The sequence below is a fragment of the Sulfitobacter sp. SK025 genome (genome assembly GCF_003352105.1).
GTDB lineage: Bacteria > Pseudomonadota > Alphaproteobacteria > Rhodobacterales > Rhodobacteraceae > Sulfitobacter > Sulfitobacter pontiacus.
Genome location: NZ_CP025808.1, coordinates 2,561,165 through 2,586,494 on the forward strand (window position 1 = coordinate 2,561,165; position 25,330 = coordinate 2,586,494).

The 25,330-nt window shown below is 61.1% G+C and carries 27 protein-coding genes; 8 read left to right on the plus strand and 19 right to left on the minus strand.

Annotated elements, in window-relative coordinates; translation table 11 throughout:
• Window position 1: 1 nt before the first annotated feature.
• Complete coding sequence (gene nrdR, locus C1J04_RS12390) at window positions 2-469, minus strand: transcriptional regulator NrdR (RefSeq protein ID WP_005849229.1); 468 nt, start codon at window positions 467-469, stop codon at window positions 2-4.
• A 193-nt stretch (window positions 470-662) separates the two neighbouring features.
• Between nrdR and C1J04_RS12395 the strand changes: the two genes are divergently transcribed.
• The gene (locus tag C1J04_RS12395) at window positions 663-1,334 is read left to right on the plus strand and encodes an SDR family oxidoreductase (protein ID WP_009825045.1); all 672 of its coding nucleotides are present in this window, start codon (window positions 663-665) and stop codon (window positions 1,332-1,334) included.
• A 2-nt stretch (window positions 1,335-1,336) separates the two neighbouring features.
• On the opposite strand, the gene C1J04_RS12400 is transcribed toward C1J04_RS12395, so the two are convergent.
• The 7 genes from C1J04_RS12400 to C1J04_RS12430 all read right to left on the minus strand — a co-directional run bounded on the left by C1J04_RS12400 (window position 1,337) and on the right by C1J04_RS12430 (window position 9,008).
• The gene (locus C1J04_RS12400) at window positions 1,337-1,750 is read right to left on the minus strand and encodes a secondary thiamine-phosphate synthase enzyme YjbQ (RefSeq protein ID WP_009825046.1); all 414 of its coding nucleotides are present in this window, start codon (window positions 1,748-1,750) and stop codon (window positions 1,337-1,339) included.
• 34 nt (window positions 1,751-1,784) lie between these two features.
• On the minus strand, window positions 1,785-2,183 hold the full coding sequence (locus C1J04_RS12405; RefSeq protein ID WP_009825047.1) for a hypothetical protein: 399 nt from the start codon (window positions 2,181-2,183) through the stop codon (window positions 1,785-1,787).
• A 17-nt stretch (window positions 2,184-2,200) separates the two neighbouring features.
• Window positions 2,201-2,611: a hypothetical protein gene (locus C1J04_RS12410; RefSeq protein ID WP_009825048.1), complete on the minus strand. Its 411-nt coding sequence runs from the start codon at window positions 2,609-2,611 to the stop codon at window positions 2,201-2,203.
• Window positions 2,612-2,752: 141 nt separating this feature from the next.
• The gene (gene rpoD, locus C1J04_RS12415; RefSeq protein WP_005849238.1) at window positions 2,753-4,735 is read right to left on the minus strand and encodes an RNA polymerase sigma factor RpoD; all 1,983 of its coding nucleotides are present in this window, start codon (window positions 4,733-4,735) and stop codon (window positions 2,753-2,755) included.
• 134 nt (window positions 4,736-4,869) lie between these two features.
• Window positions 4,870-6,843, minus strand: a complete 1,974-nt coding sequence (gene dnaG / locus C1J04_RS12420) for a DNA primase (RefSeq protein ID WP_009825049.1) — start codon at window positions 6,841-6,843, stop codon at window positions 4,870-4,872.
• Between the two features lie 171 nt (window positions 6,844-7,014).
• Complete coding sequence (locus C1J04_RS12425) at window positions 7,015-7,323, minus strand: hypothetical protein (RefSeq protein WP_005849241.1); 309 nt, start codon at window positions 7,321-7,323, stop codon at window positions 7,015-7,017.
• 254 nt (window positions 7,324-7,577) lie between these two features.
• A complete protein-coding gene (locus tag C1J04_RS12430) occupies window positions 7,578-9,008 on the minus strand; it encodes a Glu/Leu/Phe/Val family dehydrogenase (RefSeq protein ID WP_009825050.1) in 1,431 nt (476 codons plus the stop codon).
• Between the two features lie 344 nt (window positions 9,009-9,352).
• Between C1J04_RS12430 and C1J04_RS12435 the strand changes: the two genes are divergently transcribed.
• From C1J04_RS12435 to C1J04_RS12445, 3 genes are read left to right on the plus strand one after another with little or no spacing between them, the layout of a single operon-like run.
• A complete protein-coding gene (locus C1J04_RS12435) occupies window positions 9,353-10,795 on the plus strand; it encodes a TadE/TadG family type IV pilus assembly protein (protein WP_009825051.1) in 1,443 nt (480 codons plus the stop codon).
• Window positions 10,792-11,331 carry a TadE/TadG family type IV pilus assembly protein gene (locus C1J04_RS12440; protein ID WP_005849245.1) on the plus strand — a complete coding sequence of 180 codons (540 nt, stop codon included), beginning with the start codon at window positions 10,792-10,794 and terminating at the stop codon, window positions 11,329-11,331. Before C1J04_RS12435 ends, C1J04_RS12440 begins: the two co-directional genes overlap by 4 nt.
• Window positions 11,331-11,891, plus strand: coding sequence for a TadE/TadG family type IV pilus assembly protein (locus tag C1J04_RS12445; RefSeq protein ID WP_009825052.1), 561 nt, complete (start codon window positions 11,331-11,333; stop codon window positions 11,889-11,891). Before C1J04_RS12440 ends, C1J04_RS12445 begins: the two co-directional genes overlap by 1 nt.
• A 59-nt stretch (window positions 11,892-11,950) precedes the next feature.
• Here the strand turns inward: C1J04_RS12445 and C1J04_RS12450 are convergent, their stop codons facing one another.
• From C1J04_RS12450 to C1J04_RS12470, 5 genes are all read right to left on the minus strand, one after another.
• A complete protein-coding gene (locus C1J04_RS12450; RefSeq protein WP_009825053.1) occupies window positions 11,951-12,445 on the minus strand; it encodes a hypothetical protein in 495 nt (164 codons plus the stop codon).
• A gap of 113 nt (window positions 12,446-12,558) precedes the next feature.
• A complete protein-coding gene (locus tag C1J04_RS12455) occupies window positions 12,559-13,068 on the minus strand; it encodes a periplasmic heavy metal sensor (RefSeq protein ID WP_009825054.1) in 510 nt (169 codons plus the stop codon).
• A gap of 3 nt (window positions 13,069-13,071) precedes the next feature.
• The gene (locus C1J04_RS12460; protein ID WP_254655116.1) at window positions 13,072-13,434 is read right to left on the minus strand and encodes a hypothetical protein; all 363 of its coding nucleotides are present in this window, start codon (window positions 13,432-13,434) and stop codon (window positions 13,072-13,074) included.
• On the minus strand, window positions 13,421-14,023 hold the full coding sequence (locus C1J04_RS12465) for an RNA polymerase sigma factor (RefSeq protein WP_373276847.1): 603 nt from the start codon (window positions 14,021-14,023) through the stop codon (window positions 13,421-13,423). Before C1J04_RS12465 ends, C1J04_RS12460 begins: the two co-directional genes overlap by 14 nt.
• 55 nt (window positions 14,024-14,078) lie before the next feature.
• Window positions 14,079-14,726 (minus strand): EF-hand domain-containing protein, encoded by a 648-nt coding sequence (locus C1J04_RS12470; RefSeq protein ID WP_009825057.1) that lies wholly within the window; start codon window positions 14,724-14,726, stop codon window positions 14,079-14,081.
• A gap of 214 nt (window positions 14,727-14,940) precedes the next feature.
• Between C1J04_RS12470 and C1J04_RS12475 the strand changes: the two genes are divergently transcribed.
• A complete protein-coding gene (locus C1J04_RS12475) occupies window positions 14,941-15,345 on the plus strand; it encodes a DUF983 domain-containing protein (protein WP_009825058.1) in 405 nt (134 codons plus the stop codon).
• 48 nt (window positions 15,346-15,393) lie between these two features.
• A complete protein-coding gene (locus tag C1J04_RS12480; protein ID WP_009825059.1) occupies window positions 15,394-16,089 on the plus strand; it encodes an NUDIX hydrolase in 696 nt (231 codons plus the stop codon).
• Here C1J04_RS12480 and C1J04_RS12485 read toward each other — a convergent pair.
• From C1J04_RS12485 to C1J04_RS12505, 5 genes are read right to left on the minus strand one after another with little or no spacing between them, the layout of a single operon-like run.
• A complete protein-coding gene (locus C1J04_RS12485) occupies window positions 16,086-17,003 on the minus strand; it encodes a DMT family transporter (RefSeq protein ID WP_009825060.1) in 918 nt (305 codons plus the stop codon). The genes C1J04_RS12480 and C1J04_RS12485 overlap by 4 nt on opposite strands.
• 15 nt (window positions 17,004-17,018) lie before the next feature.
• Entirely contained in the window at window positions 17,019-18,494 is a 1,476-nt protein-coding gene (locus C1J04_RS12490; protein WP_009825061.1) for a carnitine 3-dehydrogenase, read from the minus strand.
• Window positions 18,491-18,994 carry a lipocalin family protein gene (locus tag C1J04_RS12495; protein WP_009825062.1) on the minus strand — a complete coding sequence of 168 codons (504 nt, stop codon included), beginning with the start codon at window positions 18,992-18,994 and terminating at the stop codon, window positions 18,491-18,493. Before C1J04_RS12495 ends, C1J04_RS12490 begins: the two co-directional genes overlap by 4 nt.
• Window positions 18,991-19,899 carry a 3-keto-5-aminohexanoate cleavage protein gene (locus C1J04_RS12500; RefSeq protein ID WP_114865376.1) on the minus strand — a complete coding sequence of 303 codons (909 nt, stop codon included), beginning with the start codon at window positions 19,897-19,899 and terminating at the stop codon, window positions 18,991-18,993. The genes C1J04_RS12495 and C1J04_RS12500 overlap by 4 nt, the downstream gene beginning before the upstream one ends.
• Window positions 19,900-19,941: 42 nt before the next feature.
• Window positions 19,942-20,982, minus strand: a complete 1,041-nt coding sequence (locus tag C1J04_RS12505; RefSeq protein WP_009825064.1) for an aldo/keto reductase — start codon at window positions 20,980-20,982, stop codon at window positions 19,942-19,944.
• Window positions 20,983-21,148: 166 nt separating this feature from the next.
• Here C1J04_RS12505 and C1J04_RS12510 point away from each other — a divergent pair, with 166 nt between their 5' ends.
• Together C1J04_RS12510 and metG are read left to right on the plus strand one after the other, a co-directional pair.
• Window positions 21,149-22,378, plus strand: coding sequence for an MFS transporter (locus C1J04_RS12510; RefSeq protein ID WP_005849273.1), 1,230 nt, complete (start codon window positions 21,149-21,151; stop codon window positions 22,376-22,378).
• Between the two features lie 55 nt (window positions 22,379-22,433).
• The gene (gene metG, locus C1J04_RS12515) at window positions 22,434-24,146 is read left to right on the plus strand and encodes a methionine--tRNA ligase (RefSeq protein WP_009825066.1); all 1,713 of its coding nucleotides are present in this window, start codon (window positions 22,434-22,436) and stop codon (window positions 24,144-24,146) included.
• Window positions 24,147-24,246: 100 nt separating this feature from the next.
• Here the strand turns inward: metG and C1J04_RS12520 are convergent, their stop codons facing one another.
• A complete protein-coding gene (locus C1J04_RS12520) occupies window positions 24,247-25,278 on the minus strand; it encodes a GAF domain-containing sensor histidine kinase (protein WP_254693838.1) in 1,032 nt (343 codons plus the stop codon).
• Between the last annotated feature and the right edge of the window lie 52 nt (window positions 25,279-25,330).

A 25,330-nucleotide genomic window follows, 5' to 3' on the forward strand; every position in this document is an offset into this window, starting at 1 on the left:
CTTATTCGTCCGCAGGGGTATCGGGCCGCAGTTCCTGCACGAATTTATCGAAATCATCTGCCGCCTGAAAGTTCTTGTAGACGCTGGCAAAGCGGACGTAGGCGACGGTGTCGATGCGGGCCAGTGCCTCCATCACGATCTCGCCGATCTGTTTCGATCCGACATCGGTTTCGCCCATGCTTTCCAAACGGCGCACGATGCCGCTGATCATCTGATCGATCCGTTCGGGATCAATCGGGCGTTTCTGCATCGAGATCCGGATGGAGCGTTCCAGCTTGTCACGGTCGAAATCCTCGCGCTTGCCCGAGGTTTTGACGACAACCAGATCGCGCAGTTGCACCCGTTCATAGGTGGTAAACCGGCCCCCGCAGGCGGGACAGAAACGGCGGCGGCGGATCGAAACGTGATCCTCGGCCGGGCGGCTGTCTTTAACTTGGGTGTCGATATTTCCGCAAAACGGGCAGCGCATAGCCGGTCCCCTTATCTTAAACCTGCTCAATAGGGGGTGAAACACCCCCATTCCCCAAAACTATAGGACCAACGCGAGGTTTTGGGTAGGGGCGAAATGCCCATCTATATGTTGTAGCGGGGAAAACTGCCCTGAACTTTGGCTGATACCATGCGTTGTCCCTGCAAGACGACTGACCTGAAAGGAATTCACTATGACCAAGACGCTTTTCATCACCGGAGCCTCAAGCGGGATCGGTGCAGCCACCGCCCGCGCTGCTGCCAAGGCCGGCTGGAACGTGGGACTTTTCGCCCGCAGCGAAGACAAGCTGAAAGATCTCGCGCGCGAGATCGGGGATCAGGCGCTGGTGCTGACCGGCGACGCCACGCAATACGACGATCAGGAACAGGCCATGAGCCGTCTTGCCCAGAAGTTCGGGCAAATCGATGCTGTCTTTGCCAATGCAGGACGGGGGACATTGCCGGGCGGCACCGAAAAGGGTGACCCGGACGACTGGAAATCGATGATCGATCTGAACGTGATGGGCGCGCTCTATACGGCCCATGCCGCGATGCCATATCTGCGCAAGACCACGGGGCAGTATGTCGTGACCGGTTCCGCCGCAGGACGCCGCCACATCAAGGGGTCGATCTACGGCGCGACCAAGTTCTTTATCCACGGCTTTGCGGGCAACCTTGCCGACGAAATGGCGGAATGGGGCGGGCGCTGTATGGTTGTCTCCCCCGGGATGGTGGACACGGCGTTCTTTGACGAAGCCAAGCCCGACAAGCTGAAACCAGAAGACGTGGCATCGGCCGTGATGCACGCGCTAGAGGCACCGGCCCACGCAGCCGTGCGCGAGGTCCACCTGATGCCGGTGGACTGAATTCAGGCGAAATGCACCGCGATGCGCCTGCTATGGGGCGCGTCGCGGTGTTCGAACAAATAAATGCCTTGCCATGTGCCCAACACCATGCGGCCTGCAACCACGGGGATGCTGAGCGTGACGGGCAGCACTGCCGCCTTGATATGCGCGGGCATGTCATCTGGTCCTTCCAGCGTATGCCGGAGGTAGGACATTGACGGGTCATCCGCAGGCGGCACCAGACGCGAGAAATAGGCCAGCAGATCGCGCTGCACATCCGGGTCCGCGTTTTCCTGAATAAGCAGCGAGGCAGAGGTATGGCGCAGAAACAGTGTCACCAACCCGTCAGAGCGGTGCCCCGATAGCGCCTGATGCACCTGACCCGTCACCTCGTAGAGCCCTTGCCCGCCGGTCTTGACCGTAAACTCGCTATTCATTCCGCCCGCCTTGTGCTGATGCGTCAGGCTAGCCTCAACGCCCGGGCGATTGCAAACCACCGCAGAGCGTGATCCCGTGGCTGATGGTCATGGCCGACCCGGCCTTGGTCAAGGATCCGCCCAGGATCACGACGGGCGACGGGGTCAGCCCCGCGGGATCCAGTGTGAAGGTGACACCACCATCGCCGCCAAAACCACGCGCGCGCGGCTCGCTTACATACAGCTTTTGACTGTCCTGCGCGCCCATCTCGCGCAGCGCATAATCCGCCGCAGCACACCAGTGCCCGCGCGCACCAAAGCCGGTGCTGCCGCTGATATGCACGCCGCCTTCGGTGGGTGTGAAAGTCAGACGGTCATTCGGCACATAGGCCTGTGCGAGGGCTGGGGTCGTTGCCAATGTGGCCAGTAGGAAAGCGGTGGTCAGAGTTTTCATCGTGGTATTCCTAATTTTCAAAAGTCTTTAAGTTCAAGGATGTAGTCCTTGCAGAACTGGATGGCGTGGCCCACGGGCAGGGCCTGACCCACGTTGCGCACCGATACCGAATAGGATTTGAACGCAGGCTCCGACAGCTCTGCATCATTCAAGGTAAAGACGACGCCCGTGCGCCCTACCCCGCTTACAGATGGCCCGCGCGGCGTCTTGACGTAGATCTCAGCGGCGCTTGGCGTGCCCAGCCTTTCCTCGGCATATTCGGCGGCGGCACACCACATGCCCCTAGCCCCTTCGCCATGATCCTCGATCACCTCGAAGGATGCGCCCGACAGCGGGATGACCTGCAGCTCGTTCACCGCGGTAAAGGATTGCGCAAACGCGGCGAGCGGGGCGACAGAGAGAATGGCGGCAAGGGCAAGACGTTTCATGGCGGCTCCTGTTTGGTGCGTGGTTCACAGATAGGCTGCGCGGCGGGATTTTAAATTCACAGCTTCGAGATCGTCGCTTCAGCCCATGAAAAAAGGCGGGTGCCTGAACACCCGCCTTTCAAAACTCTCGCGATCAGGCGCTTACTGATCGAGGAACGACCGCAGCTTGCGCGACCGGCTTGGGTGTTTGAGCTTGCGCAGCGCCTTCGCCTCGATCTGACGGATACGTTCGCGGGTCACGCTGAACTGCTGGCCGACTTCTTCCAGCGTGTGGTCGGTGTTCATGCCGATGCCGAAGCGCATCCGCAGCACACGCTCCTCGCGCGGGGTGAGGCTGGCCAGAACCCGTGTCGTGGTCTCCTTGAGGTTTTCCTGAATGGCACTGTCGAGCGGCAGCACGGCATTCTTATCCTCGATGAAATCACCAAGCTGGCTGTCTTCTTCGTCACCGATGGGCGTTTCGAGGGAGATCGGCTCCTTGGCGATCTTCATCACCTTGCGCACTTTCTCAAGCGGCATCTGCAGTTTCTCGGCCAGTTCCTCCGGCGTCGGCTCGCGGCCAATCTCGTGCAGCATCTGGCGGCCGGTCCGAACCAGCTTGTTGATCGTCTCAATCATATGCACCGGAATACGGATGGTGCGCGCCTGATCCGCGATGGAACGGGTGATCGCCTGACGGATCCACCATGTCGCATAGGTCGAGAATTTATAGCCGCGACGGTACTCGAACTTGTCGACGGCCTTCATCAGGCCGATGTTCCCTTCCTGAATGAGATCAAGGAACTGCAGGCCACGGTTGGTGTATTTCTTGGCGATGGAGATCACGAGACGCAGGTTCGCCTCGACCATTTCTTTCTTGGCCTGACGGGCCTCTTTCTCGCCCTTCTGAACCTGCTGCACGATGCGGCGGAATTCAGAGATATCAAGACCGACGTATTGACCGACCTGCGCCATATCAGCCCGCAGTTCGTCCACCTTGTCAGAGGACCGTTCGATGAACATCTGCCAGCCGCGACCGGACTTCTCGGCCATCCGCTCCATCCAGTTGGGGTCCAGCTCGTAGCCGCGATAGGCGTCGACGAATTCCTTGCGGTTGATGCGCGCCTGGTCGGCAAGCTTCACCATCGCAGAGTCGATCTGCATGATGCGGCGGTTGATGCCGTAAAGCTGGTCGATCAGCGCTTCGATACGGTTGTTGTGCAGGTGCAGGTCGTTGACCAAAGCCACGATCTCGGAGCGGACGCGCTGGTATTCTTCCTCATCGGTCTTCGAAAAGGTGCCGTCCTCGTTCAGGGTGGCCGAAATCCGGCTGTCCTGGATCTGGCTCAACTTGACGTAGTCATCGGCAATGATGTCGAGCGCTTCCAGCACTTGCGGCTTCAGCGCGGCTTCCATTGCGGCCAGCGACATGTTGGCCTGTTCGTCATCATCCTCGTCGTCGTCATCGTTCGAGATCGGGTTGCCGTCGGCGTCAACTTCGCTGGTGCTTTCCGCGGGCTTTGTCTCGGTGCCCGCGGTTGGCACGACCGGAGTCGTTTCTTCTTCGTCGCCCATCTGGGTGCCGAATGTCGCCTCGAGGTCGATGACATCGCGCAGCAAAATGTCTTCGGACAAAAGTTCGTCGCGCCAGATCGTGATCGCCTGGAAGGTCAGCGGGCTTTCACACAGCCCCGCGATCATCGTGTTGCGCCCTGCCTCGATCCGCTTGGCGATGGCAATCTCGCCCTCGCGGCTCAGCAGTTCAACCGACCCCATCTCGCGCAGATACATGCGAACGGGGTCATCCGTGCGGTCCAGCTTTTCGGACGTGCCAGAGGACAGCGCCACATCACGGTTGCTTTCCGTGGTCGCAATTTCTGTCCCGCCCTTGGCGTCTTCTTCTTCGGCTTCTTCGTCCTCGATCACGTTGATGCCCATTTCGGACAGCATCGACATCACATCCTCGATCTGCTCCGAGCTGACCTGGTCAGGGGGCAGAACGGTGTTCAGCTGATCGTAGGTGATATAGCCCTTTTCACGGGCTTCGCCGATCATCTTTTTGACGGCGGCTTGGCTCATATCAAGCGAATGGCCGGCATCCTGGTCGTCAGACTTCGCGTCTTCGTTGGTGTCTTTGGCGGCCATGAAATTTCCTCCAGCGAATGGGTGCGAATCACGTGACGTGATTCGGTTGTTCGAATCATGCGGGGTTCTGGGTGATTCTTAAACCCGTTACCCTGTATTTTGTTAAACATCCCGGCGAAAAAGCCACGCCGGGTTCATTTTTTGTCTTTCGCATCACCCTTCAGGATCGACCCCAGCAATGCGTCAAAAGCGCTGCGTTCGTCCCGGCTGATGTGGGCACCGTTCTCGGCAATGTCGTATTCTGCGGTATCTTCCTGCCCGCTGCGCTGTGCGCGATCAGCGTTGCGTGCCGCTTCGCCCAACCGCCATGTCAGCCCTTCATCCGCGGTGCCGGTCAGATCTTCGACCGCATCGGCAATCTCTTCGTCCAGCCCGCGCACGGCTTCCAGCTTGCCCAGTTCTTCGGCGACAGTCATGCGCGTCTTTTCCAGGTTGCCAGGGCTTCGGATGCAGGGCGTGATGGCTACGTGGCGCTGCGACAGCATGTTTTCAAGGGTGTACTCCCCCACTGCGTCATAAATCTTTTCGCGCAACACCGCCGGATCGTGATGTACATGGCGCAACATCAAATCGCGGATACGTCCGTGATCAGGATCCTGGCAGCGCATCGCGGCCAGCCCGTTCTCGAACTCTTCCACCAGCTGCGGACAGCCCAGCAGGGCCATCAGGATCACCGCCTCGCGCAGATGCTCCGTCGCTCCCAGCCCGGCTGCGGTCACCAGAATAGAGGATTTCGCACTAGGGGACGGCCCCTGCGGCGCGGGGGCCCATTTGCCCCCACCGGAGGCGCGCGCGACGGGGCTAAAATCTCTCTTGGCCTTTTGCGGACGGAAGAGCTGCCAGCGTAGATCCTTGATTTCCTGGCCATAATGGCTGCGGATCGACGGGTCTTTGATCATCATGATCTTTTCGCGCAACGCCTTGTCCAACCCTGCCTTACGCTCGGGACTGTCAAAAACGCGGCCGTCGGTCTCGCGCTGCCACAGCAGACGCACCATCGGCATCGCGTTATCCAGTAGCTTTTGCAACGCTGGTGCCCCGTGGGCGCGGAGCAGATCATCCGGATCCTGCCCGTCAGGCATCACGGCAAAACGCAAGGATTGCCCCGCCTCAAGCAGCGGCAGCGCCAGATCGATCAAGCGCATGGCCGCACGTTGACCCGCCGCATCCCCGTCCAGCGTGATGATCGGCTCGGGCGAGATGCGCCACAACATCTGTAGCTGGCTCTCGGTGATCGCCGTGCCCAAGGGGGCCACCGCCGCACCGAAACCGGCCTGCACCAATGCAATCACATCCATATAGCCTTCGGCCACGATCAACGGCTTGCCCTGCCCTGCCGCTGTCCGCGCGTCGCGCACATTGTAGAGGCTGCGGCCTTTGTCAAAAAGCTCCGTCTCGGGGGAGTTCAGATATTTGGCGTTGTCATTCGGGTCCATTGCCCGCCCGCCAAAGGCAATCGCCCGCCCCCGCGCATCCCGGATCGGATACATGATCCGGCCCCGGAAAGTATCATAAGGCCGCCCGCCCTTGGACGAAGGCTTGGCCAGCCCCGCCCCAAGGATCAACGCATCCTCGACGTTCTTGGCCTTGAGGTGATCCCAAAGCCCTTGCCACTGGTCCGGCGCGAAGCCGATTTCCCATTGTTCCAAGGCCTGCGGCGTCAGCCCACGCCCGGCAAGATAGTCGCGCGCGGCCCCTGCCGCAGCGGTGCGCAGCTGCAGCCGGAAATACTGCACCGCCAGTTCCATCACCTCGGCCAGTTGCGTGCGCTTATCCGCCTTCTCCTGCGCGCGCGGGTCTTGTTTCGGCATGGGCATCCCCGCCTCACGCGCCAAAATCTCTACCGCTTCCATAAAGCTGACGTTCTCGGTCTCGCGCACGAAAGAGATCGCGTCCCCCTTGGCGTGACACCCGAAGCAATAATAGAATCCCTTGCGGTCATCGACGTGGAAGCTGGCGGATTTTTCCTGGTGGAACGGGCACGGAGCCCACATATCGCCCTTGCCCTGATTGGACTTGCGCGGATCCCACATCACTTTGCGCCCCACCACCTGTGACAGGCTGGCACGGCTGCGCAGTTCATCCAAAAATCCAGGGGGCAGGCTCATACTGTTTTATATTGGGTCGGCAGGGCCAAAGTCCAGCACCCAAAGCCTGCGCGACGGGCTTCATTTCGCCGGATAAACTCCGGGGGGATCGTCCGTCAGGGCGATGGGGGCTGGCCCCCGTCCTACCGCCCCGACAGGTACTCCGGCACGATCAAACGACGCGCGCGGGCGTCACTGGCCCAAACACATTTCGTTCCAGGCGGCAGAGAGGTCGTTGCCCTTCACGTCGCGCATTTTCATTTCATAGACCCAAGGCGCGACCAGCGGGACAACCGCGTCATAGCGATCGGGCCATTCGGGGTTCTTGGAGGCGATGTGATCCGGCACGTCACGCTCTTTCACGCGGTCGATCCGCGCTTGCCGGACGGCCTGCACGACATCTGCCTGATACTGGCAATCGGTTTCAGCGCTGGTGGCGGCGAAGACAGGCGCGCTGGACGTCGCCAGTGCTGCGGCAATCATGAGTTTACCAAATTTCATCGTCACATCTCCTAAATGTTTCTTTGCAAGCCCGCCGCCCGTCCACTGCCTGCGCCGTTTAAAGTTAAAGGCTGCAGCGGACACGAGAGCGGGTGCTCATGGCGCAGGAACCTAGCCAGCCCCCGTTGGAATACAAGTGACAGAGCGGTTTTCCGCAGTACGCGCTTGGCGGTTTGGCGCGTCTTTGCCGAAAGCCGCTGTCACAGCGGCTTTCGGGGAACTTTTCAGGGGCGCAGCACAGGGCCCGCGCGAGGTTACAGCCCCTTTGCGCGGTAGCTGGCGGCGACCTTGCCGATGCTGACCAGATAGGCGGCGGTGCGCAGGTCTTCGACATCGTCGCGGCTGTGCCAGACTTCCGCCATTGATCGGTAGGCGTCGCTCATCGTGTCGTAAAGACCGGAGCGGACCAGCTCAAGCTCCCCGGCACCCCGCAGGTATTTATCCTTGAAGTTCGGGCTTAGCTGCCAGCCGACGCCGCTATCGGCGCTCAGACGTTCCAGCTCGTCCACCAACAGCTGGTGGCGGCTTTCCTCGTTGCGGCGCTGCATACGGCCAAAACGGATGTGGCTCAGGTTCTTGACCCATTCGAAATAGGACACCGTCACACCGCCGGCGTTGGCATACATGTCAGGGATGATCACAACGCCTTTTGCACGCAGGATATCATCGGCACCGGCGGTTACGGGGCCGTTGGCGGCTTCGACGATCAGCGGAGCCTTGATGTTATGCGCGTTGGTCAGGTTAATCACCCCTTCCAGCGCCGCAGGGATCAGGATGTCACAGTCCGCTTCCAGCAGCTTGGCACCGTCTTCTTCAAGGGGCGCATCTGGATAGCCCTTGATCGTGCCATGCATGGAAATCCAGCGGTGCACCTCTTCCACGTCAAGACCACGGTCATCGAACAAAGCGCCGTCGCGTTCAATGATCGCGGTGATCTTGCAGCCATCCTCTTCGCTCAGGAACTTGGCGGCGTGGTAGCCCACATTGCCCAAGCCCTGCACCACGACGCATTTACCGTCCAGCTCACCGCCCAGACCGGCCTTTTCCATCCCCTTGGTGTCGCGGAAGAAAGCGTGCAGCGCATATTGCACACCACGGCCTGTCGCTTCGGTGCGGCCATGGATGCCGCCCGCGTTGATCGGCTTGCCCGTCACACAGGCAACCCCGTTGATGTCTGTGGTGTTCATGCGCTTGTACTGATCCGCGATCCAGGCCATCTCGCGCTCGCCCGTGCCCATGTCGGGGGCGGGAACGTTTTGCGCGGGGTTGATCATATCGCGCTTGATCAGCTCGTAAGCGAAACGGCGGGTGATCAGTTCCAGCTCGTGTTCGTCATAGTCGCGCGGATCAATGCACAGCCCGCCTTTGGAGCCCCCGAACGGCGCTTCGACCAGCGCGCATTTATAGGTCATCAACGCCGCCAGCGCCTCTACCTCGTTCTGGTTTACGCCGGGGCTGTAACGGATGCCGCCCTTGACCGGCTCCATGTGTTCGGAATGGACCGAGCGATAGCCGGTGAAGGTCTGGATACCGCCGCGCAGGCGCACGCCGAAACGCACCGTGTAGGTCGCGTTGCACACGCGAATCTTCTCTTCCAGACCCGGCGACAGGTCCATCAGGGCCACCGCCCGGTTAAACATGATGTCGACGCTATCGCGAAAGCTCGGTTCGGTTCCGGGGTTCATTCTACGCTCCTAAATTGGCTCTGCGACCCTGATGCGGGCCGGTTCATCGCCTCACCTTTTGAACATGGCACCTGCGTCAAGCAAAGCTGTAAATCACCATATTTCGAAGTTTTCGCACAAATTTTAATCAGTTTGAAAACTTATCGCCCAAAGCGAGTAGTCACGGCACACAAGACAAGTCCTGCGCGAAGTTTCCTGACAGGGGACAGTCCGGCTGCTCCGGCGGGATCTGCCCCAAAAACGGTCTGAGTATACACTTTTTTAAACGTATTTCGCCCTATTTCGGCCAACTTCGCCCCGCATATCTGCTGGCAACGCCGATCCGCCCGAAATGCGTCTGTCGCATGGGTCGCACGAATAAGGACATGGAAATGCCGGTGAACGATACAGTGAGTAAATGGGTAGCCCTCCCCCTGCGCAAGCGGCTGACGCGGTTCGCCCGTGAAGACGACGGGTTGGTGACGATCCTCGCGCTTTTCATGATCATGATGATGATCGCCGTGGGTGGCATCCAGCTAGATTTCATGCGCCACGAGATGGAACGCTCGCGTCTGCAAGCTGTGTCGGACCGTGCCGTTCTGGCCGCTGCCGATCTGGATCAGATGCGTGACCCCAAAACGGTGGTGGAAGACTACTTTGCCAAATCGGGCATGACCGAGTTTCTGTCGAATGTCGTGGTGGATGACGGTCTGAACTTTCGCACCGTGACGGTCGACGCAAGCAAAAACATGGACACCCAGTTTATTGGCCGCTTTGGTTTCCCCACGCTCGAAGTGCCCGCCCATAGTCAGGCGGAAGAACGCGTTGCAAAGGTCGAAATCTCGCTCGTGCTCGATATCTCGGGTTCGATGGCCACCAATAACCGTCTGGGCGAAGTACAGAATGCCGCCGATATCTTTCTGGACACCGTGCTGAAGGACGAGAACCAAGACCTGATTTCAGTCTCCCTGGTCCCCTACTCGGAACAAGTGAACGCGGGCCCGTTGATCATGGACCGTATGAACGTGAACAGAAAGCACGACTATTCCCACTGCATTGATTTCGACAATGGTGACTTCGATTCGATCGCGATGAACAGCAGCACCCGGTATAACCAGATGCAGCACTTCCAGTGGAACTACGATGGCCGCAACAACTACCGTGACGATACGGTTTGCCCGCGCTACGATTACGAGCGTATTACCCCGTTTTCACAAAACAAACGCACGTTGAAGAACCAGATTGATGATCTTGTACCGCGCGCTGGTACGTCGATCTTCCTTGGCATGAAATGGGCCGCGGCGATGCTTGATCCGGCGTTCCGGGACATAAACAACTCGCTGGTGAATGCTGGCTATGTCGACCGTGAATTCTACAACCGCCCCGCGAGCTATACCGATTCAGAAACGCTTAAGACTGTGATCCTTATGACGGATGGCGCGAATGATAACTCGTACCGTATCCGCAGTAACTACTATGACAGCGACAGCGAATACGTGCACTGGAACAAATATAACCTTTGGTGGTATCTTCGCCGAGAGGTGGACTCACGCTATTGGGGCTACTTCTACTATCACAAGTACAACAAAACGCTGGGCAACACCTTGCTGTCGAATATCTGCGACGCCGCCAAAGCCAAGCGGATCGTGATCTGGTCCATCGGGTTCGAGGTCGATGACGAGGACGTGCCCGCGATGCAGGATTGCGCCTCTTCGCCCAGCCACTTCTTCCGCGTTGAAGGCGTCGAGCTGTCCGAAGCCTTCCGCGCCATCGCCCGCCAGATCAACCAGTTGAGATTGACCCAATGATCGCCCGCATTTCACAAGCGCTGCGCCGGTTCCGCCGGGGTGAGGATGGCGCAGTTGTCCTGATCGAGTTCGTGATCCTCTTTCCGGTCATCTTCGGCATGTTCCTCGCGTCGGTCGAGGTCAGCCTTTATTCCCTGCGACAGTTCCACCTGAACCGCGGGCTGGAAACGGCAGTACGGTATATCCGGCTGAACACACGCACGACGATCACCCACGACATGATCAAAACGATGATCTGTGACAACGTGGGCTATATCGGCGATTGTAAGGATACCCTGCGCCTTGAGATGGTGCTGGTGAACCCGCGCAACTTCGCCGCGATGAACGCCTCGCCCGACTGCGTGGACAAATCCCTGCCCGTCAAACAGGAACGCGGCTTTACCCTTGGCGCGCAGCACCAGCTGATGCTGCTGCGGGCCTGCGTCAAGTTCGATCCGATGCTGCCGGGCAGCGCTATGGGCTTCAAGTTCGAAACCGATGGCGCGGGTCAGGGCAGCATGTACGCTGTATCCTCCTTTGTGCAGGAGCCAAGCTAATGGTTATCTCTTATCTCAAACGCCGTGTACTGGCGCGTTTTCTGCGTGATCAGGACGGCAGCGCCTCGATCGAAGCGGTGATCATGATGCCCATGGTCTTCTGGGTCTATCTGGCGATGTTTACCTTCTTCCAGACCTATCAGGAATATTACACCAACCAGAAAGCGGCCTATACCATCGGCGATATGATCTCGCGCGAGACGCTGCCGATGGACACTGCCTATATGGACGGCGTTCAGGATCTGCTGGATTATATGACCCGTTCCTCTGGTGAAACGACAGTGCGCATCACCTCGGCGAAATACGATCAGAAGAACAAACGCTTCCTGCTGCACTGGTCCCGCGCCCGCGGCAGCCTAAGCGACGCGACCCAGGCCGATGTGACCGGCTGGACGGATAAAATCCCGGAACTGGAGGATGGTGAATATATCACCGTCACCGAGACATGGACGTCATTTGCCCCGCCCTTCAACATCGGGCTGCCGGTGCAAGAGGTGAAAAACTTCGTCTTTACCCGCCCGCGCTACGCCCCTTGGGTGCTGTACTCGGACGGGGCATAATAGCCGACATTCACGACAAAAAGAAATGGCCCGCGGCGATCTGCCTTCGGGCCTTTTGCTTAGGATCGTTCTGCCATCATGGCAGAGATGATCTCGGACATGAACTTGGTCTGACTGCCGGGGGTCATGCCGCCGACACCGATGCGCCGGCCAATCCGCCACCACAGGCCCGGGCGCCAGATGCGGTCACCGCCTATACCCGCCTTGGTGCGCAATAGAAAACCGTTAGACGGCTTGAACGCAAAAACGCCGCGATCCAGCCCGATGATGTCTTCGACCCGTGCAATCACCGTACCGTCGCTGTCGCGTAATTCGGTGGCGGTCAGCTCGATCGCGCCCGCGGTTGCGCGGCGCATCTTGTCGGCCATCCAAAGCGCCAGCCCCCCCATTGCCAGCAAGAACACCTGCCAGCCCAGACCGGGCGACGAGGTGAACGCGACGTAGATCAGGAACAGCCCCAATATCCCAAGCGCCGTCAGCCCGATGGCCCGCCGCCCAGAGGAGGCACGCGTGGTGGCAAGAACTTCGTTTGGATCGTTGAATTCAGGGAGCATGGGGCGCGACTTTCGTTAAGGTCGCTTTGCCTACCGCGCCGGGCGCGCATTTGGCAAGCCCGCGCCGCGCAATCCCGCACGGCAGGCCCTGCCCGCTTGGGCCAGTTGCCAGCCTATTGACCGGCCTTCGGAGGCTTTGCGCCGTCGCGTTTGCCCTTTTTGCCGCGCTTGAGCATTTCCTCGATACGGTCGGCATAGGCTGCACGCTCGGGTGCCGACATCTGAGCCAACTCGGCCAGCCACGCGTTTTGAACGGTCTGCTGAACGGTCAGCGTGGCGTCGCGTTGCAGGTCCAGCACGCGACGTGCCTCTGCGGGGTCGAAGGGCTCTGCGCGGATGGCGGTCAGCGCCTCTTGATACAATGCGCGGCGTGCGGCACGGCTGACGGATTTATCCTCGCGCCCCTTGCGCGCATCGGCAAAGACGGCGCGGCGGCGTTCTTCGGGCAGCGCCATGACGTAGGGCGTGCCATAGTCGCGCATGTGCCGCATCGCGCCACCATGCGGTCCGTCAAAGCGATAGACCGCCCCCGCAACCAGCCCCAGCACCAGAAGATTCACCCCCAGCGACAGCCCCAAGGCCCACCGCAGTGTCTTCGTGCTTTTGAATGCAAAGCCTGCCATTTTCTATCCCTCGTCCAAGTCCCAGCCGAACGCCGTCAGATCTGACGTATAGGTGTCCAGCGATGTCGCATCGGCGACGATGTAATCGTCGCCGCCGGTGATAATCTGCGTCGCGACATCCGGCAGGCCGCTTGGCGGGGCGACCCCGATCCAGAACCCGACAGCCGTTGCCGTGATCAGCCCGCCCAAGGCAGGTGCGCCGCCGATGGCGCGCCAGAACCCACGCCAGCCCCCTAGCGCAGGGGCAGGCTGTGCCGCCAGCGCATCGGCGATCAGCCGGTCCATCATGCCCGCAGGCATCTGCGGCGGGGTCGCCCGCGCCTGTTCGAAATGCGCCTCTAGCGTCTCTGTTTCACGTTTTGTCATCATCGTATCCCAAGGCGTCACGTCTTGCGCCCAAAAGTTTCGCCAAAGCCCTTTTGCCCCGTGCGGTCAGGCTTTCAACCGCTTCGACCCCGACATCCAGAATGGTCGCGATCTCGGGGTTCGCCAACCCGTCTATGTGGCGCAGCACCACCGCCTGCCGCTGCCGCTCGGGCAATCTATCCAGCGCCGCTTGCAAGGCATCCTCGCGCGCCGTGCGCTGCAGCCGAGCCTCGGCGCTCTCCGCCGGATCGGTGGGTTCCGCGATGTCCTCAAGCGGGACACCACGGCCGCGTTTGCGCAGCCGGTCGGTGCACAGGTTGGCGGTCACACGGTACAGCCAGGTGGTCACCTTCGCTTCGCCATCGCGCCAGTCCGGAGCGATCTTCCACAGGCGCATCAGCGCGTCTTGCGTCACGTCTTCAGCCTCGGCCGCGTTGCCCAGAATGCGGAAGGCGTGACCAAAGATGCGCGGTGTCAACTGGAGCGTCAACAGCCGTGCCGCCGCCGCATCCCCCTGCACATAGCGGTGCAGCAAGGCGCGTTCGGGATCATCCACCCCGTCGGCATCCGTCGTATCGTGCATATCCATCAAACCGGAGGTAGCCTTTGCGGGCGCGCCGTTCAAGCGCGCCCGCATGCTTGCCTTATTCCGTTGCAGCCGCGTCGCCGTCATCGGACTTGTCGTGCTTCATGTGTTTGCCGGGTTTACCGTGCCCGTCCTTGCCGCCATGACCACCGCGTTTGCCGTGATGCTTGCCACCCATACGGGCTTTGGCGAACTCTTCCGCGCTCAGCGATCCGTTCTTGTCGGTGTCCAGCTTCTCGATCATCTGCTCGGGGCTATGACGCCCGGCCATTTCTTCCATCGACAGCTTACCGTCTTCATTGGCATCCATGCGTTTCATCATCTTGTCGTGGCGCTTGGCCATCCGGTCGCCTTTGCCTTTGCCCATGGCTTCAAGCTCAGTCGCGGAAAGCGACCCGTTGCCGTCGGTGTCCAGCTTCTCCAGCATGCGCTGGCTGCGCTCGGCGTGGCGTGCTTTGGCTGCGGCGGCCAGTTCATCCTGTGTCAGGAAACCGTCGCCATCCGCGTCAGCAGCAGCGAAACGTGCCGCGGCGTGGGCTTTCATTTCTTCGGCAGTGACTTCACCGTTCATATCGGTGTCCAACTGGACAAAGTGGCTTTGCTTGCCGCCCTCTGCCTTATCCGCATTCTGCGCGACCAGTGTCGTGCCGCCCAATGCGATCAACCCGCTCAAGAGTGCGATCTGAAGATTTGCTCGTTTTGTCATCTGTTTCTTCCTTTGGTGATCTATCTAACGCCCGCCGTTTTCAGCGTGGCGATACCGGTTCAAACGACAGCCGCCCGTCATTCCGTCGCAAAAAATGTGAAAAAGTTTTGGGCACCCCCTGCGCGGGCTTTGCGACATGGCGACGCAACTGCCCCGAGATCCCTTTATTTCGCGGCGTTTTGGCCGCATGTAGGATGGGAACAAGGAAGCCCAGATGACTGACCAGACTGTAAATATGCCTCACGTAGACACAGATGAACGCAGCATGAAGAGATCCCTGCTGCGCGGCTGGCGGCGTAAATGCCCCAACTGCGGGGCCGGTCCGATGCTGAAAAGCTATCTGAAGGTCAATGATACCTGCACCGTCTGCGGCCAAGAACTGTTTCACCACCGCGCCGATGATGGTCCGGCCTATCTGACGATCCTGCTTGTCGGGCACCTGCTGGCCCCGGGGCTGCACATCGCCTTTGTGGTCTGGCGCCCCGAGCCGCTAACGTTGTTTACAATCTTTTCGGTTGGCTGCGTCGGATTGTCCCTCTACCTTCTGCCCAGACTGAAAGGAGCCATGATCGGCTTCCAATGGGCAAAGCGCATGGGCGGGTTCGGCAGCACCAGCTGACCGGCACCCCAAAAGCCCCGCTAGAACAACAGGATATGGGGCAAGGCGATGACCATCGATAAAAGTAAAATCCGCAACGCAGCCACGGTGATCGTGATCCGCGACCGGCATACCGCGCCGCGGATCCTGATGGGGCAACGTGGCGCGACAGCGGCCTTCATGCCCAATAAATTCGTTTTTCCGGGCGGCGCAGTCGATCTGGGCGATGCGCAGGTGCCGCTGGCCAGCATGGTCGATGAAACCTGCCAGAACCGTCTGGCCGAAGACGCCGATGGCAGCCTTGCACATGCCCTGGTGGTGGCCGCGATCCGCGAGCTTTGGGAAGAGACCGGCCTGATCCTTGGCCAGAAAGGCGCATGGGAGGGCACGCCCCCTGCCGATTGGCTGACCTTTGCACAGCGCGGCTACCTGCCCCACGCGGCCCCCCTGCAATTTGTTTTCCGCGCGCTGACGCCTCCTGGCCGTCCGCGCCGCTTTGACGCGCGTTTCTTTCTGGTCGATGCCGAGGATATCGCCACCGATCTGGACAATTTCGACGACGCCTGTGACGAGCTTTCGCATCTGCAATGGGTGGCCCTGTCGGACGCGCGCAAATTCGACATGCCCTTCATCACCGAGGTGGTGCTGGCCGAAGTCGAGGCCCGCGCGCGGCAGCTTGACCCGCCCGCCTCGGTTCCGTTTTTCAAGAATAACGACGAAGAAAGCCTGTTCCTGCGTTTGCGCGGGCGACCGATGCCAAGCTAGGCGACCATCACCAGCATCAGGATCGACGCAATCAGCACCGCCATGCCTGCCGCCTCACGGGGGCTGATTTTCTCGCGGAAGAACATGGTGGAGGCGGCGACGCTCAGGATCAGCTCTACCTGACCAAGGGCTTTGACATAGGCCGCGTTCTGCAATGTGAAGGCGATGAACCAGCACAGCGATCCGCCCATCGAGGTCAGCCCGATCCAGACCGCGACCCGGCGCGCGCGCCAGACATCGCGGATCTGCCCCGGTTCGCGCAACCGCAGGTACACCGCCATGATCAGCGATTGCATCGTTACCACCGCCGCAAGGGTCACGCCTGCGCGCAGCACCGGCAGATCGGTCTGCACCGCCAGCGACGCCCCGCGATAGGACACGGCCGACACCGCGAAAAGCGCGCCTGACGCGATCCCCAGCCCCGCGGCGCGATTGCGCAGGTCGCGCAGGTGAAACCCCTTGGCCTCTGCCCCGCCGGACAGCAGCAACAACCCGACCACGCCAAGGGCAATCGCGGCGAAACCGGTGGCGCTAACGCCCTCGCCCAGAATAATCCAACCCACCAGCACCGTCAGGATGACTTCGGTCTTCTTGAAGGTGATGCCCACGGCAAAGTTGCGCTGTTTGAACAGCAGCACCACACAGACCGTCGCAAGGATCTGCGCCGTGCCTCCGACCAACCCATGTGCCCAGAACCCCGGCCCAAGTGCCGGCAGGGGTGTCGCGCTGAGCGCCAGATAGGCCACGAGCCCCAGTAGGATGAAGGGCGCGGAATACAGAAACCGCGAGAACGTCGCCCCCGCCGCCGACAGGGTCGCGGTCGCGAGGTATTTTTGCAGCATGAACCGTCCGGTCTGAAAGACCGCCGCGGCCAGCGTCACAAGAATCCACAGGTCCGGCAGCGTGTCAGCCATGGGCGCGGACCCCGATCACCGTGGCGCGCCCACAAAGCGGCCCACGCCCTCGGGCATCGGCAAGGCTGCATGGGCTTGGGCAAAGCGCGTCAACGCCGCCGCGATCTTCGGAGACGGATCAGAGGGTTTGCGGGTTTCAAGGCTGACATGCAGCAAAAAGTGTTCCCCCGTGGCAAGCAGCCGGTCGCCTTCGTACATCTCGTGCCACAGATGCATTTTCTTGCCCGCCCCCAGCAGCACGCGGGTGCGTATGTCAATCACCGCGCCTGCATGCACTTCGTCCACGTGGCGGATATGGGTCTCGGCAGTGAAAAAGCTCCCGCCCGAGGCAATATACGCCGCATCGCAGCCGATCAGCTCCATGAAACGGTCGGTCGCGTCGGCAAAGGCCTGAAGGTATTTCGCCTCGGTCATGTGGCCGTTGTAATCGGTCCAGTCCAGCGGCACGGCACGATGGACGGTGAGCACCGGCCGGGACGGATCGTCGATATCCGCCGCTCGCGCCTCAAGCACAGTGCCTGCGCGCAAGGCCGCCTCGTGCTGTTTCATCAACCGTCCTGCGCCCCAATCCTGCTGCTTCAGCGCCCGCATCATCGCGACCAGATTATTGTCGCGGATGCGTTCAAGGTCGCGGATACCATAGGCCCCCGACTGTGCGTCCGATTGCCCCGCGATCAGATCAACAAGGGTCTCGTCAAAATCGGGCACATCCATCAGCTTGGTCCAGGGCCATTTCAATGCCGGACCGAACTGCGACATGAAATGCTTCATCCCCGCTTCGCCACCGGCAACGCGATACGTCTCGAACAGGCCCATCTGCGCCCACCGGATGCCAAAGCCATAGCGGATGGCGTCGTCGATCTCTTCCGTGGTGGCGATGCCGTCCTTGACCAGCCAGAGCGACTCGCGCCAGACAGCTTCGAGCAGACGGTCGGCCACATGGGCGTCGATCTCTTTGCGCAGATGCAGCGGGTACATCCCAAGCCCCGTCAGCAGTTCCTTGGCGCGGTCTACCAGCGGGCCGTCCTGTCCCTCGGCCGGGACCAGCTCGACCAGCGGCAAAAGGTAGACGGGATTGAAGGGATGGGCGACCATGATCTGATCGGGGCGCGTGCTGCCCGCGCGCAGTTCTGACGGTTTGAACCCCGATGTCGATGATCCGATCACCGCCTGTGCATCACAGGCGGCCTGAATTTCGGCGAGCGTGCTGTGTTTGACCTCAAGCCGCTCGGGCACGCTTTCCTGTATCCACACGGCCCCCTCCACCGCCTCGGCGATGCTGGAGCAAAACCGGAGCCCCCCTTCGGCGGGCAGGGCGACATCGGTCAGACCGGGCATGGAGCGGCGGGCGTTTGCCAGAACCTCGGCAATCTTGCGTTCGGCCTGCGGGTCGGGGTCGAACACCTGTACCTGCCAGCCATTCAGCGCAAAACGCGCGGCCCATCCGCCGCCGATTACACCACCGCCGATGATTGCTGCGATTTTGGTCATTGTCGTATCCTCAGCTGGTCCGTGTCATAGCCGTTAAAGTCCAATATCTCGCGCGCTGCCGCGATCCGGTCCGCGCCGCCGCTGGCGCTGCGGTCAAGGATCCAGCCAAAGTCGCCAGCGGGATTGCCGACCACCGCGGTGCGGAACCCTTCGTCGACCCAAAGCACCCAAAGCGTGCGCGTGCAGCCATCGGGGCGCGAGAGCGCATAGCGCCCCTGCCCCTGCTGCTGCGCCAACCACAGCGTCCCGCCGTCGCCACAACCGACCTGTGTGCACAGCTGGAACGCAGGGCCCTTCGTCGTCTCGACCAAGGCCACCTGCGCCACGCCGTCGCCAAAGCTGTCGCGGACCAGCCACGGCCCTTTGAAGCGCGCCGCGTCATAGCGGCTGGTGGCACCGATTAGCGCCTTGATGTCCCGCAGGCCCTGCGCGGTATCAGGGGACCGAGCCCCGCATCCGGCCAGAAGCGCCAGCGCCAGAGCCAGCAGCGCGCGCTTCATGCGGCGGCCCGTTTGGTCAGGCCAAGCTGTTCGCGCACCTGCGCCGGGCCGATGACCCGTGCGCCCATATTCTCGATGATCGTTCCGGCGCGTTCGACCAACTGCCAGTTTTCCGCCAGAACGCCCTTGTCGAGCCAGAGGTTATCCTCGAGCCCCACACGCACATTGCCCCCCGCCAAAACGCTGGCGGCGACATAGGCCATCTGGTGACGCCCCAGCCCGAAAGCGCTGAAGGTCCAATCGTCCGGCACGTTGTTCACCATCGCCATAAAGGTGTTCAGATCATCGGGGGCACCCCAGGGCACGCCCATGCATAGCTGCACCAACGCAGGGCTATCCAGCACACCGTCCTTGACCAGCTGTTTGGCGTACCACAGATGGCCCGTATCAAAGGCCTCGATCTCGGGCTTCACGCCAAGCTCGGTCATCATCCGGCCCATGGCGGTCAGCATACCAGGCGTGTTGGTCATCACGTAATCGGCTTCGGCAAAGTTCATCGTGCCGCAATCAAGGGTGCAAATCTCGGGCAGGCATTCCTTGATATGCTGCACCCGTTCCGCCGCGCCGATCATATCGGTCCCGGCCACAGGGGGCAGCGGCTGTTCGGTCGAGCCAAAGACGATGTCGCCGCCCATCCCCGCTGTGAGGTTCAGGATCACGTCCACCTCTGCCTCGCGGATGCGCTGCGTCACCTCGCGGTACAGATCAAGCCGACGGCTCGGCGCGCCTGTCTCGGGGTCGCGTACGTGGCAATGCACCACCGCAGCCCCCGCCTTGGCCGCCGCAATCGCGCTGTCGGCGATCTGTGCGGGCGACCGTGGCACATGGGGGCTGCGGTCCTGACTGCCCCCCGACCCCGTGACCGCACAGGTGATGAATACGTCCTTGTTCATGGTGAGAGGCATCTAAATCTCCTTGGGTTCAGGGCCGGCGTGGCGTTTGAAGGGTCAGAACGGCATCGGATGCGCTTTATGCGCGGCATCCAGATCTGCCATCACCTCGTCATCCAGATGCAGGTCGATCCCGCCGAGGATAACCTCGAGCTGGTCAAGCGAGGTCGCGCCAAAGATCACCGAGGTCATGAAGGGCCGCTGACGCGTGAAGGCCAGGGACATCTGCACCGGATCCAGCCCATGTTTCTGCGCGATCTGCAAATAAGCATCTACCGCATCGAACACGCGGTCCGTTTTGCGCCCGCCCAGATCCCCGTTGATCGCCATGCGGGATCCTTCGGGCAGCGCGCCGTTCTGGTATTTGCCGGTCAGCAGCCCCGCCGCCAGCGGAGAATACGACAGCATCCCGATATCTTCGTTGTGGCACGTTTCGGCCACGTCGGTATCGGCGATGCGCGCCAGCAGCGAATATTCGTTCTGGACAGAAACGGCACGCGGGCCGCCCGTGCGTTCGGCGGCATTCACCCATTGAGTCAGCCCCCACGCGCTTTCGTTGCTCAACCCGAAAGCGCGGATGGTGCCGCGGGTCACCTCGTCTTGCAGCGCGCCAAGGCAGTCCTCCATATGCGCCATCGTCTCGGCACGGTCCTGCGACGAGGGGTCATACTCCCAGTTCTTGCGGAACATGTAGCTGCCGCGATTGGGCCAGTGGAACTGGTAGAGGTCAACATAATCGGTGTTGAGCCGCTTCAGCGATCCTTCAAGCGTGCTGCGGATCGTATCGGGCGAAATCCCCGCGCCGTCACGCACCGGAGCCCCGGCGCCTGAGTGTTTCGTCGCCAGCACAAAGTCGTCGCGCCGTCCGGTCTTGGCGATCCACTGGCCGATGATCTCTTCTGTGCGGCCAATGGTTTCCGCCTTGATCGGGTTAACCGGATACATCTCGGCGGTGTCGATAAAATTGATCCCCGCATCAAGGGCGCGTTCAATCTGCGCGTGACCTTCCTCGGGGGTGTTTTGCGTGCCCCAAGTCATTGAGCCCAGACAGAAATCAGTCACTTCGATACCTGTGTGACCCAGCGTGTTCTTTTGCATTGGAATTCCTCGTTTAGATTTGCGCCTACCCTTTCTGTTCCGCCACGTCACCGCAAGCGCATTTTCCGGGCAGCCGTGCCGTGCAAAAGCCGAAGGGTAAAAATTTTCGCGTGACTGTCGCTTTGGCCATTGGTCTTGCCCGAAAATGGGCACAGAGTACCACGATATGCGCCTTCTCATTTCCTTCGCCGCCCTGTTTCTTTCCGTTATTCTGCTGCAACTGTCGTCAGGCGGTGTGGGGCCGTTGGACGTGTTGTCGGGCACGCAACTGGGGTTCACAAACCAGCAGATCGGCCTTTTGGGCTCGGCGCATTTCGTCGGCTTTTTTCTGGGCTGCTGGGGCGCGCCGCGCCTTTTGGGCACCGTCGGGCACAGCCGCGCCTTCGCCGCCTTTACCGCTGCGGGCGCGATCGGGCTGCTGTCGCATATGATGGTGCTGGATCCCTATGCCTGGGCGCTCATGCGGGTCGCGTCCGGGTTCTGCGTCGCCGGATGCTATACGGTGGTCGAAGCATGGTTGCAGGCCAAGGTCACGAACGAGACGCGGGGCCGCACCATGGGGGCCTACCGTGTGGTGGATACCAGCGGGTCATTGGCAGCGCAGATGATCATCGGCGTGCTCGCGCCTGCATCCTATGTGTCCTACAACCTGTTGGCGATCCTGTGCTGTGCCGCGCTGATCCCGCTGGTGCTGACCCGCCTGCCCCAACCCGAAACCCCCGAAAAAGGGCGGCTGCGCCCCAAGCTCGCGATTGATCGATCCCCGCTGGCCGTCGCCGCCGTGGTTGTCGCAGCCCTGTCCAGCGCGTCCTTCCGGATGGTCGGGCCGATCTACGGGCAAGAGGTCGGGCTGACCGCAGGTCAGATCGCATGGTTCCTGTCGGCTTTCGTGCTCGGAGGCGCGCTGGCACAGTTCCCCGTCGGCTGGCTGGCCGATAAATTCGACCGCCGCTGGGTGCTGATCTGGCTGTCGGCTGCATCAATGCTTAGCTGTGCGGTCACCGTGATGTCGGCGGGCATGGGCACGCAGGCGATCTTTCTTGCCGCGACCTTCTTTGGCCTCACGACCTTTCCGATCTATTCAGTGGCGGCGTCCCACGCCCATGACTTTGCCAGCAGCTCGGAACGGGTAGAGCTTTCGGCGGCGCTGATGTTCTGGTTCGCGGTCGGGGCGATCTTTGCGCCCTACATCGCCTCGGTGCTGATCGAAGGCTTTGGCCCCGCGGCGCTGTTTACCATGATCTCGGTCGGGCACGGGGTGCTGGTGCTTTTTGGGCTGACGCGGATGCGCGCCCGCCCTACGGCGACAAAACGCACCCCCTATGTCTATGCGCCGCGCACATCCTTTACCATTGGCCGACTGATGCGCCGCAGCCGCGAACGCGACGCCCCCTAGCCCTTGCCCCGCCGCTGCGCTAGAGACGTGCAAAAGCAGTTTCGGGGTCCAAGTCATGACGCGCCACCTTATCACCTCCGCCATTCCGTACATCAACGGGATCAAACATCTGGGCAACCTTGTGGGCAGCCAATTGCCCGCCGATCTATACGCCCGCTATCAGCGCGGGCGCGGCCAGGAGGTGTTGTTTCTCTGCGCGACGGATGAACATGGTACGCCCGCTGAACTGGCTGCTGCCAAAGCAGGTAAACCGGTGGCGGAATACTGCGCCGAGATGCACGAGGTTCAGGCGCGGATCGCGGAAGGGTTCGGCCTGTCCTTCGATCACTTCGGCCGGTCCTCCAGTGCGCAGAACAAGGCGCTGACCCAACATTTTGCCGCAGCGCTTTATGATCAGGGCCTGATTGAGGAAGTGGAACAGCGCCAGATCTACTCCGAGACCGACGGGCGGTTCCTGCCCGACCGCTATGTCGAAGGCACCTGCCCCAACTGCGGGTTCGAGGATGCCCGCGGCGACCAATGTGACAACTGCACCAAACAGCTAGACCCCGAAGATCTGATCAACCCGCGATCGACCGTTTCCGGTGCTACCGACCTCGAGATGCGCGCGACCAAGCATCTGTTCCTGCGTCAATCGCAGATGAAGGACAAGCTGGACGAATGGATCAACAGCAAGGCCGACTGGCCCGTGCTGACCACCTCTATCGCGAAGAAATGGCTGCATGACGGTGACGGGCTGCAGGACCGTGGTATCACCCGCGATCTGGACTGGGGTGTGCCTGTCAAACGCGGCGACGCCGATTGGCCGGGGATGGAGGGCAAGGTCTTTTATGTCTGGTTCGACGCCCCCATCGAATACATCGCCTGCGCGCAGGAATGGGTGGATGCGGGCAAGGGATCGGACTGGGAAAGCTGGTGGCGCACCGACAAAGGTGCCGACGACGTGCGCTATACCCAGTTCATGGGCAAGGACAACGTCCCCTTCCACACGCTCAGCTTCCCTGCAACGATCATGGGTTCGCAAGAGCCGTGGAAGTTGGTCGATTACATCAAATCGTTCAACTATCTGAACTATGACGGCGGCCAGTTCTCGACCTCGCGCGGGCGTGGGGTGTTCATGGATCAGGCGCTTGAAATCCTGCCGGCGGACTACTGGCGCTGGTGGCTGCTGTCCCATGCGCCCGAAACCTCGGATGCGGAGTTCACGTGGGAGAATTTCCAGTCCTCCGTGAACAAGGATCTGGCGGATGTCTTGGGCAACTTTATCAGCCGCATCACCAAATTCTGCCGCTCGAAATTCAGCGAAGACGTGCCAGCGGCGGGCGAATACGGGCCTGAAGAACACGCGCTGATCGCGGATCTGACCGAGCGGGTAGCCCGCTATCAAAACGCGATGGAGGCGATGGAAGTCCGCAAATCCGCCGCCGAACTGCGGGCGATCTGGGCTGCGGGGAACGAATACCTGCAAGCACAGGCCCCTTGGACGACCTTCAAGACAGACCCCGACAAAGCCGCGGCGCAGGTGCGTTTGGCGCTGAACCTGATCCCGCTTTACGCGGTCTTGTCTGCGCCATTCATCCCGACGGCCGCCGCCAGCATGCTTGACAGTATGAAGGTTGAAAACGCCGCATGGCCCGATGATGTGCCTGCCGCCTTGGCCCAACTGGCCCCCGGTCACACCTTCGAGGTGCCAGAGGTGCTGTTCGCGAAAATCACCGACGACCAGCGCGACGAATGGGCCGAAAAATTCGCAGGCGGGCGCAGCTGATCTGCCAAGGCTCCGCCGTCTGACCACACCGAAAACGATCAAAGGCCAGCGCATCGCGCTGGCCTTTGATTTAGTCCCACCAGAGAACCCTGAACGGCGTTCAGGCCGCCAGCAACGGCAAACGGAACGCAAATGTGGTAAGACCGTCATCGCAGGTCACATCGATCTGACCGCTATGCGCCACCGCGATGGAGGATGCGATATGCAGGCCAAGCCCCAGCCCCTCGCCCTTGGTCTGGTCGCCACGTTGATAGGGTTGGAACAGCTTTTGCTTCAGGCTTTCGGGGATCGGCGCGCCGCGGTTGGAAACGGAAATCACGGCCTCCGCCTCGCTGACGCGCCCACGCACCGTGACCTCGCTGCCGTCATCGGCATAGCGCACGGCGTTCGATAGCAGATTCGACACCGCCTGCGCCACGCGCGCGGCGTCGCAGCTGACGGGGCGGTCAAAGTCCAGATCGACGGTGATCTTGTGATCGGGTGCTGCGGCGCGCACCTCTTCGACCACGTGGTTCAACGCGTCTTCCAGCCCCGCGTCCGGCGTGGCCGAGATGCGGATACCGCCGCCCAACCGCGATTTTGCGTGCAGCATGATATTGTCGATAAGCTCGCTCATCCGGTGGATAGAGGTCCCCATCAGCGGCAGAATTTTCCGCGCCTTGTCTGACAGCGGCTCCTTGTCGAGCTGGCGCACACCCGCGTTCAGCGCGGCAACCGAATTGCGCAGGTCGTGGCCCAAGACGGCGACGAACTCCTCTTGCACGGCGGCCATCTGGCGTTCGTGCTCTACCAGTCGCTCCTGCGCCTCAAGCCGTTCTTCGGTCTCCAGACTGCGGCCGATGATATCGGCAAACATCTCGAGCATGGCAACAACGCGGGGGTGTTTGACGTCGCGCGGTACGGTATCAATCGCGCAGAGGGTGCCAAAAAACGACCCGTTGCTGCGGAAGATCGGGATGGAGGCATAGCTGACGATGCCAAATTGCGCGGCAATCGGATGGTTACGATAGACATCATCCGTGGCGACATCGTTGAACATCACTTTTTCAGAGGTCTCGCGCACCGATTGGCAGAAGGTCTGGTCGATCCCGATCTCGTCGCCTTCGGACAAGCCAAAGTTCACTTCGTCCACCGTGCGACAGGCGACCCAGGGAGTGTGCGTAATTTTGTGCCCTGACGCCTTT

What these genes read in the sequence shown, in the direction of transcription:
- C1J04_RS12445 (WP_009825052.1), top strand. Translation starts at nt 11,331, where the DNA reads ATGGTTATCTCTTATCTCAAACGCCGTGTACTGGCGCGTTTTCTGCGT.
- C1J04_RS12405 (WP_009825047.1), bottom strand. Translation starts at nt 2,183, where the DNA reads ATGAAAACTCTGACCACCGCTTTCCTACTGGCCACATTGGCAACGACC.
- C1J04_RS12440 (WP_005849245.1), top strand. Translation starts at nt 10,792, where the DNA reads ATGATCGCCCGCATTTCACAAGCGCTGCGCCGGTTCCGCCGGGGTGAG.
- C1J04_RS12490 (WP_009825061.1), bottom strand. Translation starts at nt 18,494, where the DNA reads ATGACCAAAATCGCAGCAATCATCGGCGGTGGTGTAATCGGCGGCGGA.
- dnaG (WP_009825049.1), bottom strand. Translation starts at nt 6,843, where the DNA reads ATGAGCCTGCCCCCTGGATTTTTGGATGAACTGCGCAGCCGTGCCAGC.
- C1J04_RS12475 (WP_009825058.1), top strand. Translation starts at nt 14,941, where the DNA reads ATGACTGACCAGACTGTAAATATGCCTCACGTAGACACAGATGAACGC.
- C1J04_RS12500 (WP_114865376.1), bottom strand. Translation starts at nt 19,899, where the DNA reads ATGCCTCTCACCATGAACAAGGACGTATTCATCACCTGTGCGGTCACG.
- nrdR (WP_005849229.1), bottom strand. Translation starts at nt 469, where the DNA reads ATGCGCTGCCCGTTTTGCGGAAATATCGACACCCAAGTTAAAGACAGC.
- C1J04_RS12410 (WP_009825048.1), bottom strand. Translation starts at nt 2,611, where the DNA reads ATGAAACGTCTTGCCCTTGCCGCCATTCTCTCTGTCGCCCCGCTCGCC.
- metG (WP_009825066.1), top strand. Translation starts at nt 22,434, where the DNA reads ATGACGCGCCACCTTATCACCTCCGCCATTCCGTACATCAACGGGATC.
- C1J04_RS12455 (WP_009825054.1), bottom strand. Translation starts at nt 13,068, where the DNA reads ATGGCAGGCTTTGCATTCAAAAGCACGAAGACACTGCGGTGGGCCTTG.
- C1J04_RS12485 (WP_009825060.1), bottom strand. Translation starts at nt 17,003, where the DNA reads ATGGCTGACACGCTGCCGGACCTGTGGATTCTTGTGACGCTGGCCGCG.
- C1J04_RS12510 (WP_005849273.1), top strand. Translation starts at nt 21,149, where the DNA reads ATGCGCCTTCTCATTTCCTTCGCCGCCCTGTTTCTTTCCGTTATTCTG.
- C1J04_RS12460 (WP_254655116.1), bottom strand. Translation starts at nt 13,434, where the DNA reads ATGACAAAACGTGAAACAGAGACGCTAGAGGCGCATTTCGAACAGGCG.
- C1J04_RS12495 (WP_009825062.1), bottom strand. Translation starts at nt 18,994, where the DNA reads ATGAAGCGCGCGCTGCTGGCTCTGGCGCTGGCGCTTCTGGCCGGATGC.
- C1J04_RS12395 (WP_009825045.1), top strand. Translation starts at nt 663, where the DNA reads ATGACCAAGACGCTTTTCATCACCGGAGCCTCAAGCGGGATCGGTGCA.
- C1J04_RS12480 (WP_009825059.1), top strand. Translation starts at nt 15,394, where the DNA reads ATGACCATCGATAAAAGTAAAATCCGCAACGCAGCCACGGTGATCGTG.
- C1J04_RS12400 (WP_009825046.1), bottom strand. Translation starts at nt 1,750, where the DNA reads ATGAATAGCGAGTTTACGGTCAAGACCGGCGGGCAAGGGCTCTACGAG.
- C1J04_RS12425 (WP_005849241.1), bottom strand. Translation starts at nt 7,323, where the DNA reads ATGAAATTTGGTAAACTCATGATTGCCGCAGCACTGGCGACGTCCAGC.
- C1J04_RS12450 (WP_009825053.1), bottom strand. Translation starts at nt 12,445, where the DNA reads ATGCTCCCTGAATTCAACGATCCAAACGAAGTTCTTGCCACCACGCGT.
- rpoD (WP_005849238.1), bottom strand. Translation starts at nt 4,735, where the DNA reads ATGGCCGCCAAAGACACCAACGAAGACGCGAAGTCTGACGACCAGGAT.
- C1J04_RS12470 (WP_009825057.1), bottom strand. Translation starts at nt 14,726, where the DNA reads ATGACAAAACGAGCAAATCTTCAGATCGCACTCTTGAGCGGGTTGATC.
- C1J04_RS12430 (WP_009825050.1), bottom strand. Translation starts at nt 9,008, where the DNA reads ATGAACCCCGGAACCGAACCGAGCTTTCGCGATAGCGTCGACATCATG.
- C1J04_RS12505 (WP_009825064.1), bottom strand. Translation starts at nt 20,982, where the DNA reads ATGCAAAAGAACACGCTGGGTCACACAGGTATCGAAGTGACTGATTTC.
- C1J04_RS12465 (WP_373276847.1), bottom strand. Translation starts at nt 14,023, where the DNA reads ATGGATATGCACGATACGACGGATGCCGACGGGGTGGATGATCCCGAA.
- C1J04_RS12435 (WP_009825051.1), top strand. Translation starts at nt 9,353, where the DNA reads ATGGGTCGCACGAATAAGGACATGGAAATGCCGGTGAACGATACAGTG.